Origin of the sequence: Mucilaginibacter phyllosphaerae, assembly GCF_004378255.1 — a bacterium.
In the GTDB taxonomy this organism is placed as follows: Bacteria; Bacteroidota; Bacteroidia; order Sphingobacteriales; family Sphingobacteriaceae; genus Mucilaginibacter; species Mucilaginibacter phyllosphaerae.
The window spans coordinates 710,215-725,291 of record NZ_SNQG01000002.1; the positions used below are offsets into that span (position 1 = coordinate 710,215).

A 15,077-nucleotide genomic window follows, 5' to 3' on the forward strand; every position below is an offset into this window, starting at 1 on the left:
GTTAATATTTGTTTTAACGGCGCTGATAATGGGTGCATGTTCGCCTAAGGTACGAACTGTACCTTCAAACACTGTAAAAACAACAACTGAAAACCCCGTAGTTAAAAAAGATAAACCTGCTGACAAGCCTCCGGTAAAAACACCGGAGGCCAGGGTATCACCCATATCGCTTGTACTGCCCTTGAACCTTGACCACGCCGCTACAGGCCAAAGCTACACCTCTGCAAATTTAAACGCAGCTAACATGTCGGTTGATTATTACCAGGGTTTTAAACTTGGCCTGGATTCTGCAACTGCCGATGGGGCAAACTTTAAAATACAGATATTTGATAGTAAGGGCAATGCGGCACAGGCACATAGCCTGGGTTTAAACCCGCAGGTAAAAAATGCGGAGCTGATAGTTGGACCTATTTTTCCCGATGATGTAAAAGCTTTTACAGCGATGCTTACTAAGCCGCGTAAGCCCGTTATATCGCCGCTATCGCCGGCAGCACCAGCTACGTTCAGAAATCCTAACCTGATCACCATGACGCCCCCGCTGGAGTATCATGCTATGGGGGCAGCTACTTATGTTGCTAAATCACTGAAACCCCAAAAAGTATTTATACTAACATCCGGCTTTAGCGAAGAAAAGCTATATGCTGCGCCTTTTAAGCACACATTAGATAGCCTCAGCAAACGAAAGATACAGGTTATTATCCTCACCGTTGTGCGTGGCAACCTCACACCTTTAGCTAAACAATTAAATAATAAGGTGCAAAATGTATTTGTAATACCATCAACCAAGCAGTCGTTTTTGATGGTTACACTGCGCTCTTTAGATACCTTGTCTAACAAGTTCCCGGTAACGGTATTTGGGCACCCAAACTGGGAAAAGTTCGCTTTCCTGAAAGCCGCGCTGCTGCAACGCCTTAATACGCACATTACTTCATCTGATAAAGTAGATTACAAGAGTGCCGAAACCAATACGTTTTTACGCAATTATCGCCGCACTTATCATACCGAACCTACCGATTTTGCTATAAAAGGCTTTGACCAGGGCCTTTACTTTGGGCAGCTTTTAGCCGAAGGCGAGGATATGAACAAACCCGAATTAAAAGATTTTACCGGTTTGCACAATAGCTTCCATTTTGTAAAAAAGCCGGGCCTGGGCTGGATAAATACACATGTAGATATCTTAAAATATCAAAACTTCGATCTAAAGAAAGTGCAATGAAAGCCATAAACCAGTTAAAGACGTTTCAGCGAATATTGGGCGAATACCCTGCCGATACGCCTTTAAGTAAATTTTTACCCGGCTTTTATCGTCAGAATAAACAAATGGGATCTACCGACAGGCGCGTTGCCGGCAGGTTGATATACAACTACTTTCGTTTAGGCCGCGCACTACCCAACTTACCAGCCGAAGACCGTTTAATGGTAGCCGAATTTTTGTGCAACACCCAATCCAATTCGTTTTTACAGCATTTTAAGCCCGACTGGGCGGCATGTATTGGTTTTGGTATTGATGAAAAGATTAATCTGATCAAAACAACTTATCCCGATTTTAAGTTGGAAGATGTATTCCCCTGGGTGCCAAAGCTTTCTGCAGGAATTGACAGGGATGCCTTCCTGAAATCGTTTTTTATCCAGCCAGATCTGTTTATCCGGATAGCCAAGGGCTTTGAGGCACAGGTAAAAGCTGAATTGACCAAAGCCGCTGTTAGTTTTAAGGATGAAGGTAATAACTGCCTGTCGATGCCTAACGGTACCCGGCTGGAAACCATCTTCCCGAAACAGCATTGGTTTGAAGTGCAGGACCTTTCCTCGCAGCAAACAGCCAATTACTTTAAGCCCCAAAAATGGGATAGCTGGTGGGACGCCTGTGCAGCATCCGGCGGTAAATCATTATTGCTCAATAGCTTACAGCCAGATATTAAGTTAGTTGTATCAGATATTCGCGAGTCTGTACTATCCAATCTGGATGAACGTTTCCAGAATGCCGGCCTGCGTAAGTACCAGAAAAAGGTAATGGACCTGACCGAAAACAACGAGCAGCTACTATATAACTATGCATTCGACGGCATTATACTGGATGCACCGTGCAGCGGATCGGGTACCTGGGGGCGTACGCCAGAGATGATCAGCCAGTTCGAGATTGCCAAAACCGACTTTTTTAAGCGCCTGCAGCAGGCTATCGTAACCAACGTAGCCAAGCATTTAAAGCCCGGCAAACCACTTATTTATATCACCTGCTCGGCCTTTAAGGCAGAGAATGAGGACGTTGTGAATTATATTATCAAAGACTTGGGCCTGCAGCTTGAGGAGATGAAAGTACTTACCGGCTACGAGCACAAGGCGGACACGATGTTTGTAGCCCGGATGATAGCTAAGGAAGGGAAGCAGGAAGATAAGACTCAGGAGGCGGGAGAATAAGTTCCTGGCTTCATGAGTTAAAAAATGTTAATCTTTTCATTTATTGGTAGTTAAGGCCTATTTTAGAGCATACAAACCCGTCGTTATGCTGCAAAACTACTTTACCATTGCCTGGAGAAACATCTGGAAACATAAGCTATTCTCGCTCATCAATATCTTCGGCCTATCGGTTGGCATTGCGTTCACCTTGCTGATTGCCGCCTACGTATGGCATGAAATAAATGTTAATTCCGATCTTAAAAACTCTGATAACCAATATATTATACAAAGCCGGTGGAGAGACCCAAATATGGGTTATACCCTTACCGCCCTTGCAGCAATGCCTAAAGCACTGAAAGAGGAATACCCAAACCTGGTTGCCAATTATTACCATTGGGATGGGGTAAGCTCCAACGTATCTAAAGGTGATAAACACTTCCGCGAAAGCCTGCAGGTGGGGGACAGCACATTCCTTAAAATGTATGGTTTTGAACTACTTTTTGGCGACCCTGAAACGGCCTTAAATGACCCTTTTTCGACCGTGATAACGCAGGCAACCGCCATCAAATATTTTGGCAAAACAGATGTGGTTGGGCAGGCCGTAACCATCGAAAGTTTCACCGGTACCCGGCACGATTTTACCATCACCGGGGTATTGAAAAAGTTGGGCAAAAATTCGGTTACCCAAATTAACGATGCCAGCAACAGCAATTTCTTTTTGCCAGCCGCTGCCGCCAAATTTTTGGGCCGCAGTTTGGACGGCTGGAACAACACCGCCATTGTTGGCCTGTTACAATTACAAAAAGGCGTTAAGCCCGAAGCTTTGACGGCCCCCATGAAGAGCCTTATCAAACGCAATGCTCCGCCGCAGATAGCAGAGAACCTTACACCTTACCTGGTATCGTTAAAATCCTTTTACATCAATGATAGTGGCGGCACTATTAAAAAAATGCTGTACACGCTATCGGCCATTGCGCTGTTCATCCTGCTGATGGCGGTTATCAACTTTGTGAACATCTGTATCAGCCGCTCGTCGCAGCGGATGAAGGAAATGGGGATTCGCAAGGTTTTAGGTGGCTTGCGCAAACAACTCATCTGGCAGTTCCTCACCGAATCGGTATTAATGGTGCTGATTGCCACCCTGATAGCTTTGGGGATGTATGCCCTGGCAAGGCCCTTCTTTGCCAACCTGTTAGCTACCGATATTAACGGACTGTTATCCTTCCCGATCTATTTTTACCTGATCCCCGTTACACTTGCTTTGATAATTGGCTTGCTGGCGGGTATTTACCCGGCATTGGTGCTATCCTCGTTAAAATCAATCGATTCGCTGAAAGGGAAGTTAGACAGGGTGAAAGATAACGTAATGTTCCGTAAATCGCTTATTGCTTTTCAGTTTGGTACGGCTGCGGTGGTGCTGATCTGCGCTTTGGTTATCTCCAAACAGATCAACCTCTTCTTCAGTAAAAGCCTGGGGTATAATAAAGACTATGTGGTTTACGCCCAGTTGCCGCGCGATTGGAGCAAGCCCGGCGTTCAAAAAATGGAGGATAAGCGGTACCGCCTGGCACAGTTGCCGCAGGTAAGTTCGGTATCGTTATCCTGGGAGATCATGGATGGCGGCAATAGCGGCAACCTGCAGGCCTACAAATTAACGGATGCCCCTGCACAAGCGTTTTCATCGCAGTTATTACTAACCGATAACCAGTTTGCCGCTACGTATGGCCTCGATATTAAAGCTGGGGAATTTTTTAAACCGCAGTATATGCAGGCAGATTCGGGCAAGGTGGTGATCAACCAAACGCAGTTAAAAGCACTGGGTTACAAGCAAGCCAAAGATGCTATCGGGCAGCAGTTTAACGCGGCAGGGATGGCGCCGCTAACTATTTGTGGTGTAGTGGGCGATTTTATTTTCGGCGGCATGTCTGGCCGGATCCAGCCGATGACTTTTATCAATATCAACCAAACGCCCTTTTACAGGTACTTTTCTATCAGGCTAAAGCCCGGCAATATTGAAAATAGCCTGGCTGCCCTCCAAAAAAAATGGGCCGAAGTTTTGCCCGGCGCACCGTTTGAATATGCCTTTATGGATGATGCCCTCGCCAAAATGTATAAAACCGAATTACAACTCAAAAAGGCATCGTACCTGGCAACCGGCCTCGCCATCGTTATTGTATTATTGGGCGTACTGGGGCTCATCTCTCTCAGCATCCAAAAACGCACTAAAGAGATTGGCATCCGCAAGGTACTGGGCTCGTCTGTTAAGGATGTAATACTGCTTTTCCTGAAAGATTTTTTGGGTACGGTGATCATAGCCGGGCTGATAGCCTGCCCGCTGGCTTATTGGATGATGAGCAAATGGTTAAACGGGTATGCCTATAAGATCAGTTTAACGGCAGTGCCATTTGCTGTAGCCGTAGCGGCTTTGATCATAGTCACCTCTATACTGATAAGCTTGCAAACGGTTAAGGCGGCATTGGCTAACCCGGTAAAGAGTTTAAGGGCGGAGTAGCCCCCCCAAGCCCCCTGAAGAGGGAGTTTTTGATTCCCCTGTGTCATTGCGAGCGATAGCATGGCAATCTCTTTAGGATAATTAAACACCTTGCATGAAGGATTTGCTTCAAGAGATTGCTTCGTACCTCGCAATGACGCGCGGGCCGTTTTTTTGTATCTATGGCACGTACGAGCCGCTACTGGTCGAAGTTTTAAACTTCTACCAAAAACAAGGCAAGCATTCTGCTTGCGTAAGCTGAAAGCTTACCAGGTTTTAGGTACAGGTTACGCTACGCTAAACCTATACCAGTAAGGGGAATTTAGAATTTCCAAAATGAGAGATAGCAATTCTGTTCATTTAAAAATCCTGTAAATTTTGATTCAGGCGATGATTAAACTACCTCTGCCACCACAAAAGTACTGCCCCCAACAAATACCAGGTCTTTATCGGTTGCATGGGTTTGTGCTGCTTGCAGGGCTTCTTTTACGGATGGGTAAGCTTCACCCATCAATCCAAAACCGGCGGCTTTTTCTTTAATGGCTTCCGCTTCCAGCCCTCTGGGGATATCCGGCCGGCAAAAATAGTAGGTTGCATCGGCTGGCAGCATAGATAGCACCTTGCTGATATCTTTATCATTTACCATACCTATCACAAAATGCAGCTGATCGTACCGGACAGATGCAATATTTTTAAGTACTTCCGCAATACCTTCGGGGTTGTGGCCGGTATCGCAGATGGTTAGCGGATTTTGGTTGATAGTTTCCCAACGACCGTGCAGGCCGGTCAGTTTTTTTACCTGTTTAAGTGCCGTGGTAATATGTTCGCCGGTAATGTTGAAACCTTGCATACGCAGTTCTTCCACAGCGGAAAGCACCGTTTTAAGATTTTTTGTTTGATAGGAACCGTTAAGATCAAGTTGAATAACATGGCTTGCACCGGTAGAAACGTAAGTAGTTTCAACCTCCAGTATTTCGGCTTGTTCCTCTTGGCGAATTTGCCCTTTTAGCAGTTCTATTCTCCAGGTTTTTGATGCAAAGGTTAACGGCGCGTTCTCTTTTTCGGCTTTATTGATAAATACATCTGCCACTTCAGGCTGGTGTTCGCCTATAATTACAGGTGTTAAGGGTTTGATGATCCCTGCTTTTTCGGCGGCTATTTTAGGTAAGGTATCGCCCAGTAAGTTCATGTGATCCCAGCCGATGTTAGTGATAACGGATAGGAGGGGATGGATAACGTTGGTAGAATCCAGCCGGCCGCCTAAACCAACTTCTATCACGGCAATATCCACTTGCTCCTTTGCAAAAACATCAAAGGCCAGTGCAACCGTCATCTCAAAAAAAGATGGTTTAATCTGCTCAAAGTCCGGCTGATGTTTAGCTACAAAATCAATAACTGTTTGCTCGCTGATCATTTCTCCGTTAATGCGGATGCGCTCGCGGAAGTCTTTAAGATGCGGTGATGTGTACAAGCCGGTTTTATAACCCGCCACCTGTAATATGGCCGCCAGCATGTGCGATGTTGATCCTTTACCATTTGTACCCCCTGTATGGATGCTCCTGAATTTATGTTCGGGGTTATTCAGTATATTAAGTAAAGCAATGGTATTGGTCAGGTCTGCCTTGTAAGCAGATGCGCCTACACGGGTAAAAACGGGTAGCTGGGTGTAAAGATAGTTGAGGGTGGCGTTGTAGTCCATAGTCCATAGTCCATAGGTTTATGGCTATGGCTTAGTATGCAAAATTATAAATAATTATGGCTATGGCCTGCCGTCCATCGGTTTACGGACTAAATTTTTAATTCACTTTAAACACAAAGGTAAGCGTGCCTTTCTGGCTTTCGGGGGCTGTATCAGAGGTGTTGAAGCGTGAGCGTTTTACGGCGTCTTCGCATTTTTGCAATAATCCCGCATCTGTAATAGTTGTGCCACGCCCACCTGCTGTGGCTTGTATCACATTGCCATTCCTATCCACAATAATATCTACTATTACCTTACCTGTATAACGGTTACCTGCATCAACTTTTGGGGCACTTACAAAACTGCGCTGTGTAAGGTTTAAATTCCCTCCATTGCCAGATCCTGTGCCGTTGTAATTATTGGTAAGCGTGGTGCCTGTGGTTTTACCCTGGTTACCCGGTGTGCTGCCTGTACCATCGCCCTCGCCGGTACCATTATTGGTTTTACCTTTATATAGCGCGTTTTGGTTAACGGTTGGTTTAGCAACTGTTTTGGTGGTAGGCTGCGTAGCTACCGTTTTGCTTGGCGCTTTGCTGTTTGCCGTAACTTCGGGCGCATCTTCGGTAGTTTGGGTAACTACATTCTTATCACTATTATCAACCTGCTGTTTCTCTTCGGTTGGCGGGGTGGGGGTTACCTTATCCGGCTTGGTATTGTTAGCTTTTTCGGCAACGGATGGTTCTTCAATGCTCATATAATCATTACCCATGCCTTCGTCAACAGTACCATAGTTTACCAGGATCCCACCTGTGCCTTCCTCATGCGGCTGCGGCATCTGGAAAACAATAAAGTAGCACAGGGCCATCACCACGCCAAGTATGATACCTGTTGCCAGGAATGCCTTCGGATAATTATTTTCTTCCCTGTAGTCCATTTATTTTTGAGGTTAAAGGCGAAAGGTTAAGCATTAAAGGTAATGGCATACAAGCTACTCTCAACCTTTCAGCTTTAACTTTTACCCCTCTGTTTATCCCTTCGGTTCTGTTGCCAGTACCAGTTTTATATTTAGTTTTTGTGCAATATCCATTACCTGTACCACATCCTGTATAGCTACGGTACGGTCTACATACAATACAATTGTTAATTCTGATGCCAGCGCTTTGTAGCTTTGTAATGTAGGCTGTAATTGATCTACCGGTACTTCTTTTTTATCAATGGTGTACTTCAGATCTTTATCTATAGATACATTGATGGTTTTTTTGGATACCGATTGCCCGCTGGATGATTTGGGCAGCATCAGTTTAATTACGTTGGGGTTGGTTACCGTTGACGCAATCAGGAAGAACAAAAGCAGGAAGAACATGATATCGTTCATGGCCGAAGTATGCACTTCTGCTGATGCGCCTTTATGTCTTTTTCTTAAATTCATTTGCTTGGTTCTTCTAACAGGTCAATAAACTCAATAGCGTCCGTTTCCAGCTTCAGTATCACCTTATCAACCATCATATTTAAAATATGGTAGCATACGTAAGCAATGATCCCTACAAACAAACCCGCTGCCGATGTAACCATTTTTACATATAAACCGCCGGAGATAACCCCCATGCTGATATTATCTGTTTTAGAGATATCGTAAAAGATCTTGATCACCCCGGCAATGGTACCCAGGAAACCAAACATGGGCGCAATACCGGCCACGATACCGATGATGCCAATATTTTTTTCCAGTTTGGATACTTCCAGTTTCCCCACGTTTTCAATAGCGCCCTCAATATCTTTAATAGGGCGGCCAATACGCAGCAGGCCTTTTTGCAGCATCCGGCCAAGCGGCGAATTGCTGTTGCGGCAAATAGCAATAGCCGACTGCAGATCGCCGGAGTGGATGCTGCTGCGAACCTGGCTCATTAAGTGCGATTCGTCTTTTGATGCCTTGCGGATAGTGAAAAAACGTTCAAAAAATATTACGAGGCCCAATACGGCTAATACGCCTATCGGTATCATTACCCAGCCGCCTTTTATCAGCAAATCGCCAAAACGTAATTCTTCTTCGGGTATTTTTGCCAGTTGTTGGGTTGCGGCGTGGTTTGCGGTATCAATTAATTTTGCGGTGGTGTCTGCTGCAACCTGCAATAATAACATCATAGTTTTTGATTAATTCTTAATTTAAAGTATTACCCTGCGGGCGTTTATCTAATATTTACAGGTAAAACGTAAACGTCTTTAGGTTTTATTTTACCGGTTTTAATTATTTTATCAAAAGCAGCATTGGCTTCGGCCTTGGTTTTAAACGTACCCAAGGATACATTTACTTTTTTACCCGGTACGCCATCTGCTATATAGGCTTCAAATCCCATTTTTTCATATTTCTGTATCTCCAGTTTTGCCTTTGCTGCCGTGTAAAAGGCGCCGGCTAAAATTTCATAACGCGGCCCTGTTATGGTATTATTTACAGGTGCTTTTATTTTAGCTGCGGTATCTGTTACCGGCGCTGCTTTAGCAGCAACTGTCAGGCTATCTGTATTAACGGCTGTTTTTACGGTATCTTTTGCTGTTGTATCCTCTATTTCTATGGGGGTTACTTTGGCATTAATCACCGGTTCTGTTTTGGTTACTTTTACTTTATTGGTATCCCGGTTAAATATTGTAGGGTCGTAACGGTTTACCAGGTAAATAACCAAAGCTGTAAGCAGTAAAGTTAATGTTACAAATACCAGGGTTGATGTTATTTTACGCTTGCGCACCAATCTTATTAAATGCTCCTCGTGCTCTTCATCCGTTTCGTAACGGTAACCTTCGGGCGGTTGTTCCTGCTGTTTTTGTGGCTGCGGAATGGCAACCGGTGCAGCATATTCCTGTGCCGGTTCATATGCAGCGGGTGTTTCTTCTGCGCGGGCAGCGCCCAGTTTGGGCAATGTTATTGGCTGATAACCAAAAAAATCAGGATCGGTATTGGTACTTGTATTGGCTCTGAAATATAGCTGGTCATCTTCGGTATAAAACCAACCCAGGTCGGCCATTGGTATTTCTGCATCCTGTGCCTGCAGCTTTATATTGTTAATGTATTTTTCGGTAAAGTACTTTGATGATGCCAGCGATATGTTCTTCCGGTCTGCAATGTGTTGTGCCAGTATCTGATCGTCCGTAAATTCCGGATCGAACTGCACGTGGTAAGCAGGCGGATAAAGTATCGCCTGCTGCTCGTTGTAGTGGCCATTATTACGGGTATGCGCAAAATAACCCAAACCCGGTACATTCACTTCGCCTTGTTGCGCCAGCAGTTCGCTTATAAAATTGCCTACATCCATTCGCTAAAAGTACGGATAATTATAAAACATCAAAAAGCTTAAAATGCATAGCCTACCCCGCCAAATATATTAAACCCATAGTTTGGATAATAAACCCATGTTTTGCTGCTTGCATTCAGGATGTTATTTGCCTGTGCAAATGCCGAAAACTGTTTGTTTATTTTATAGGTAACACCGCCGCTTAGATCTGCAAATGATGGTACGTTGGTATAAACGGGTGTGCCCGGCGCGCTGCCGGCCACTACTAACGGATCTTGCGTGCTGCCGCGGAACATCAGGGATCCGTTAATATCTACCTTATCGTTAATATGGATGCTGGTACCCGCCGTCAGGATAAATTTAGGCAGGTTCCAGGGCTGTGCTTCGCTGGCCATTTTGTAATCCTTAAATTCAACCCTGCCGTAAACATTTACATCTTCACTGGCTTTAAAATCAAGTTCGCCGTTAAAGCCGCTTACGCGCGCATCGCCATTATCATAAATAACCTGGTATTTATTAAATGTTGCAGCAAAGTTGTTTACAAATAACGGCAGATTTTTAATACTGTTGCGGTACACCGCTGCTTTAAAGCCCAGGCCCGGTGCAAGCGTGCCTTTTAAACCAACAGATATATCCAGCTTATCTACCGAATTTACCAGGTTAATGTTCTCGCCCAGGAATGGATTGATCTCGGTAAAATCTTTAATAGACGCCCGGTTTACATCGCCTTTGGCTTCTGCAAAAAGGCGCACATATTTTGGCACCACCTGAAACTCTATCTTAGCAGCAGGGAAGATGAAAAAGCGGGATGATACGCCAAATTCTTTGGCAATATTAACGCCCGCATCTATCTTATAATTATCTCCCTGGAATTTAATATAAGGATTGGCCCTTACGATGCTGTTGTTGTTGGAATAGGCCAGGTCTTTTTGGGTAGCCAGGTCTAAAGATGCACTTAAGCCGGCATAAAATTGCTTAACCGTTTTGTTTAAAAAGCCGCTCACCACTACATTGTTTTCGCGGGCGCTAAAGGCGTTGCTGAAAACGTAGCCTTTAAATTTGGCCGCGTAGGTAAATGCGTTCTCTTCGTCTTTAAAGTTTTTGGCTATCTCGCCTTCGGCGCCAAACGTGCTAAAAGTTTGCTTGGCCGGAACGAAGCTGGCAGGCGGGTTATCTTCATCTATCCCGTAAAAATAAGTTTGGCGGCGTTTGTAAGTTAAACGGCCTGTAAGTGTGTTTTCTGTATTGATGCTTTTGCCAAACACGCCTACTTCCTGGCGGCTATCGTTTTGTTTATCTAATGAGCTGCCTGATTGGGCAAAGTGTTTAAAGTATCCGCCAACCTGCAGGGCCTCATCCTTGCCGTTGCCAAAATAACCTTCGGCAAAGGTGGTTTTCATGCTTCCAATACCTGCCTTAACAAAGTTGTTCAGCTGAACAGAATCTTGTTCGGCAGGCCTTTTCATGGCTTCCAGCTGGCGTATGTTATTATCTTGCGATAGCTTTTTATCAATAGGCTTGTAGCTTAAAGGCGCCTTGTAGGGTGTTTTATCCTCCAGATCGGGGTTGCGGCGAATTTTTACCGCCTCGGCTAATACCGGTTTGTAAGATGTGGTTACCACAATTTCTTCGGCCAGGCTGCTGCCGTTATTAGGCGTATTGCCGGCTTGCCCGCCTTTTTTGGTGGTATCGGCAGCAGGTACTTTTGAGGCTGCTTCGCCTAAGTTTTTAGCGCCGGCTTTAGCCACCGTAGTGCTTTTAGCAGGTGCTTTTGCTTTTGCAGCAGGCTTTGCCGTAGTTTTGGCAGGTTGTTTTTTATCTGTTGTTTTCTTTGTTTGTGCGCTGGCCGGAACAAAGAAAAATACCGTTAATAAGGTAAGCAGTGTTATGGTGTGTCTTTGGTTCATTGCTTGTCTTTTTCTATTGTTCTTTGTTTTCCTGTTTAGTTGGTTCCGGTGTAGCCGGAGTTGTATTGGCAGGCTCTGTAGTAACCGGCGGTGTTTGTTCTGCCGGCGGCGGCGTTTCTGCCGGTTTTTCTTCTGCCGGTTTCTCCTGTTTAGCTTTGGGGTCAAGCTGGGCCATTTTCTGGCGGGCTATCGGCAAAATATCATCATCGCCTTTATAATTATCTATGATGCTGTTTAGCGTAGCCTTGGCCTGGAAATTATCCTTAAGCCCTACATAATTGTCAGCTAAAAGGATGTAGGTTTTAGCCACCCAGTAATCGTAATTCGGCAGGTCTTTTACCAGGTCGAAACAGGTTTTTTGCGATGTTTTATATTTACCCTGCAGATATTCTACATAAGCAATGTTATACTTTGCCTCGGCCGCGGCAATTGTTTTAGTATTGGTTACGGTGTAATTAAACTCCTTAACAGCGGCTGTAGTGTCGCCACGCTGCAGGTAGGCCTTGCCTGCGTACAAACCTGTTTTGTATTTATCTTCCTGCGATGTTTTTTCGTAATCGCGTACCAGCTTAACGTATTTTAGCACATCATCCGGCATGTTTATCTGCGAGTAGCTTAACAGCAGGTTATTGATAGCAAAGCTGTAATCGGCTTTGTATTCTGAGTTGGTTTCCAGCCTTTTCAGGAATACGATGGCATCGTTATATTTTTTCTGGCTGATGTATAGTTTAGCCATGCTGATCAGCGCTTTTTCGCTGTAGGCGCTTGTCCAGTCGTTCAGGATAACGTTATAATCTACCACGGCTTCATCTGCCTTGCCCAGGTTACTTAAGCCCTGTGCGCGGATAAACCTGGCCTGTTTCTCGTAAATCTGTTTAGTTGGGAATTTATCAAAGTAGGCGTTAACAGCGTTTACGGTACCCTGCCAGTCGCCTTTTAAATACAGGTTGTTGGCGGCAGTTATCATAATGCTTTCCTGCTCGGCGGCGGTATAGTTGCCAATGCCGGTTGTGCCTGCATAATTAATAAACGTTTGCGCGTCGCCTTTATCCGTATAGATCTTCTCCACCTGTTTAAGGGCTTGTTTGGCTTCATCGCTTGATGAATATTCGGCTACCACGCGTTTAAACGAGTTGGTAGCTTCGTCATCGTTACCGGCGTTATAATCTATCAGCCCAATTGTGGTTAAGGCACGCGGAATGTAACTGCTGCGCGGATACTTTTGTATCATGGCATTCAGATCGGCCTTGGCGCGGTCTCCGTCATTTTTAAGGAAGTAGGCGTAAGCTATTTCAAAAGCCGCATCATCTGCATAATCTGAATTTGGGAACTGGCTTAACAGGTTATTAAGCGTACTGATCTTGGCATCGGGGTTACCCTGCAGCCCCTGGATGATACCGCGCTGAAACAGGGCATATTCCTGCCCTTGGCTGTGGCGGACAATAATTTTGTCGTAATTGGTTAAAGCGCTGCCATAACTTTTAATAGCAAAGTAGCTATCGCCCAAACGGCTGATGGCATCGTTTTCTGTCGCCTGGTCCTTTACATCACCACGTAAAAATTTCTCAAAATAGGTAGCGGCTTTTTTATACTGCTCATCATAAAAAGCGGCATAGGCAAGGGCATAATTGGCAAAGTTGGCTACTTCTGTTTCCTTAGATTCAGGCATGGCCAAAAACTCCTCAAAATTCTCTACAGATTCGGTGTATTTACGCACCTCGTACATAGATTCGGCCATCCAGTACAGCGTTAAAGCCTTTACCTTGCTATCTACCGGGTTTTGCAGCGAGCGCAAAAAGATACCAATGGCATTCTCAAAAGCGCGTTCATTATAAAACTCTAAACCGCGGTAATAAGTAACTTTTTGGTAGGCTATTTGTGCGCTTTGAGATTTATTTGGTATCGGTTCCAGTATCTCAACAGCTTCTTTGTAATTTTTAGAGTTCAGCAAAGCCTCGCCCAAAAGTATCTTTACCTCATCGTTACGGGTAGATCTGGGGTAATTCTTTAAATACGCACGGGTTGCTATCAGCGCTTCGTTATTAAAATCAAGCTCGTAAGATAATTTGGCATACTGGTAAAGTGCGTCTTCCTGCAGCTGCTTATCGTAATTTAACCTTGATGCTACCATAAAAGCATTACGGGCGCTTTGTTTGTTGTTCATTTTCAGGAACACATCGCCCAGGGTGTAGCTGCCGTTTTGGGTATAATTATCATTTTGGGTAACCAGTTTTTCTAACACACTGGCAGCTTTGCCATAGTTGCCTACTTTATAATAAGCGTAACCTATCTGGTAGCTATCCTGCGTGTTTTGCGTACGGCCCTGGTCGGCATCCTCAAAACGGCTATAATATTCAACTGCTTTATCATAATTGCCTTTTGCAAAATACGATGCACCAATAATACGCAGCATCTCGGTTTCGTTTTGCTGTTTGGTGGTGTTGATGATAGGGATAGCGTAATTGATCACATCATCATACCGCTTATCTAAAAAGTAAACGGCAGTTATGTAATATGGGTAGCTGCTTTCGTATTTTTTAGAATTTTTAAGCTTTTCGAAATTTAGCAATGCCAGGTGGTAATCCTTATTCAGATAAGCTATGTAGGCAAAGTAATAAGTGGCATCATCTGTAAAAGGCGAACGCTTATTTTTTACTTCGCCAAATAAAAGCTGGGCGTTTTTATAATCGTTGGTTACAAAATAGGCATAACCTTTTCTGAATTTGTATTCGGTGTTTTGGCTGCCGGTAAGGTCGCCTGCATCAACTTTATTAAACCAAGTCAGGGCCTCGTTATACTTGCCCTGTTTAAAATATGATCTGCCTACCTGGAAATAGGCCTGCTTGGCCAGCGGGTTTTCCGGGTGCTCTTTAATAAAGCGGGTAAACATACTTTCGGCATCATCATTACCTAATTCTAAAGCACAAAGGGCTTCATAGTATTGTGCATTTTCTTTCAGCAGGGAAAGCTCCGACTCGAACTTTGATTGCTGGCTGGTTTTTAACTTTGTTTGTTCAACCAGGCGGTATTGCTCGGCAGCAGCTGCATATTTGCCCATTGCCAGCAGGTTGTTTGCATTTTGATAAACGCGGTTGGTTTGGAACGATGGGTTTTGTTGCGCCAGCGATGGTAATGCTAAAAATACCGGTGCAATAAGGGTAATGTATTTAAGTTTAATCATAAAGCGCAGTAATGATGTTGCTAAATTAGCTAAACGCAAAAATGCAATCCACATTAGTAATTAACAAATGTGGATAAGCACTTTTTTTAAACGATAGCCATTTGCCGATGGTATGCCTGTGGAAAACTTTAAAATTTAGATA

General features: G+C 44.4%; 10 protein-coding genes. 3 read left to right on the forward strand and 7 right to left on the reverse strand.

The annotated features are described in order from the left end of the window. Positions 1 to 28: 28 nt before the first annotated feature. From E2R65_RS07980 to E2R65_RS07990, 3 genes are all read left to right on the forward strand, one after another. Positions 29 to 1,216 carry an ABC transporter substrate-binding protein gene (locus E2R65_RS07980; protein ID WP_158285239.1) on the forward strand — a complete coding sequence of 396 codons (1,188 nt, stop codon included), beginning with the start codon at positions 29 to 31 and terminating at the stop codon, positions 1,214 to 1,216. Further along, positions 1,213 to 2,415, forward strand: a complete 1,203-nt coding sequence (locus E2R65_RS07985) for an RsmB/NOP family class I SAM-dependent RNA methyltransferase (protein WP_134335951.1) — start codon at positions 1,213 to 1,215, stop codon at positions 2,413 to 2,415. The genes E2R65_RS07980 and E2R65_RS07985 overlap by 4 nt, the downstream gene beginning before the upstream one ends. A gap of 85 nt (positions 2,416 to 2,500) precedes the next feature. Continuing rightward, entirely contained in the window at positions 2,501 to 4,906 is a 2,406-nt protein-coding gene (locus tag E2R65_RS07990) for an ABC transporter permease (RefSeq protein ID WP_134335952.1), read from the forward strand. 373 nt (positions 4,907 to 5,279) lie between these two features. Here the strand turns inward: E2R65_RS07990 and E2R65_RS07995 are convergent, their stop codons facing one another. The 7 genes from E2R65_RS07995 to E2R65_RS08025 all read right to left on the reverse strand — a co-directional run bounded on the left by E2R65_RS07995 (position 5,280) and on the right by E2R65_RS08025 (position 14,935). Further along, the gene (locus E2R65_RS07995) at positions 5,280 to 6,584 is read right to left on the reverse strand and encodes a bifunctional folylpolyglutamate synthase/dihydrofolate synthase (RefSeq protein WP_134335953.1); all 1,305 of its coding nucleotides are present in this window, start codon (positions 6,582 to 6,584) and stop codon (positions 5,280 to 5,282) included. Between the two features lie 97 nt (positions 6,585 to 6,681). Continuing rightward, the gene (locus E2R65_RS08000; RefSeq protein WP_134335954.1) at positions 6,682 to 7,497 is read right to left on the reverse strand and encodes a TonB C-terminal domain-containing protein; all 816 of its coding nucleotides are present in this window, start codon (positions 7,495 to 7,497) and stop codon (positions 6,682 to 6,684) included. A gap of 93 nt (positions 7,498 to 7,590) precedes the next feature. Continuing rightward, complete coding sequence (locus tag E2R65_RS08005) at positions 7,591 to 7,992, reverse strand: ExbD/TolR family protein (protein WP_134335955.1); 402 nt, start codon at positions 7,990 to 7,992, stop codon at positions 7,591 to 7,593. Then, complete coding sequence (locus E2R65_RS08010) at positions 7,989 to 8,705, reverse strand: MotA/TolQ/ExbB proton channel family protein (RefSeq protein ID WP_134335956.1); 717 nt, start codon at positions 8,703 to 8,705, stop codon at positions 7,989 to 7,991. Before E2R65_RS08010 ends, E2R65_RS08005 begins: the two co-directional genes overlap by 4 nt. Before the next feature lie 44 nt (positions 8,706 to 8,749). Further along, positions 8,750 to 9,868 (reverse strand): HU domain-containing protein, encoded by a 1,119-nt coding sequence (locus E2R65_RS08015; protein ID WP_134335957.1) that lies wholly within the window; start codon positions 9,866 to 9,868, stop codon positions 8,750 to 8,752. Between the two features lie 38 nt (positions 9,869 to 9,906). Then, complete coding sequence (locus E2R65_RS08020; protein WP_134335958.1) at positions 9,907 to 11,754, reverse strand: TonB-dependent receptor domain-containing protein; 1,848 nt, start codon at positions 11,752 to 11,754, stop codon at positions 9,907 to 9,909. Positions 11,755 to 11,767: 13 nt separating this feature from the next. Further along, positions 11,768 to 14,935: a tetratricopeptide repeat protein gene (locus E2R65_RS08025; protein WP_134335959.1), complete on the reverse strand. Its 3,168-nt coding sequence runs from the start codon at positions 14,933 to 14,935 to the stop codon at positions 11,768 to 11,770. Between the last annotated feature and the right edge of the window lie 142 nt (positions 14,936 to 15,077).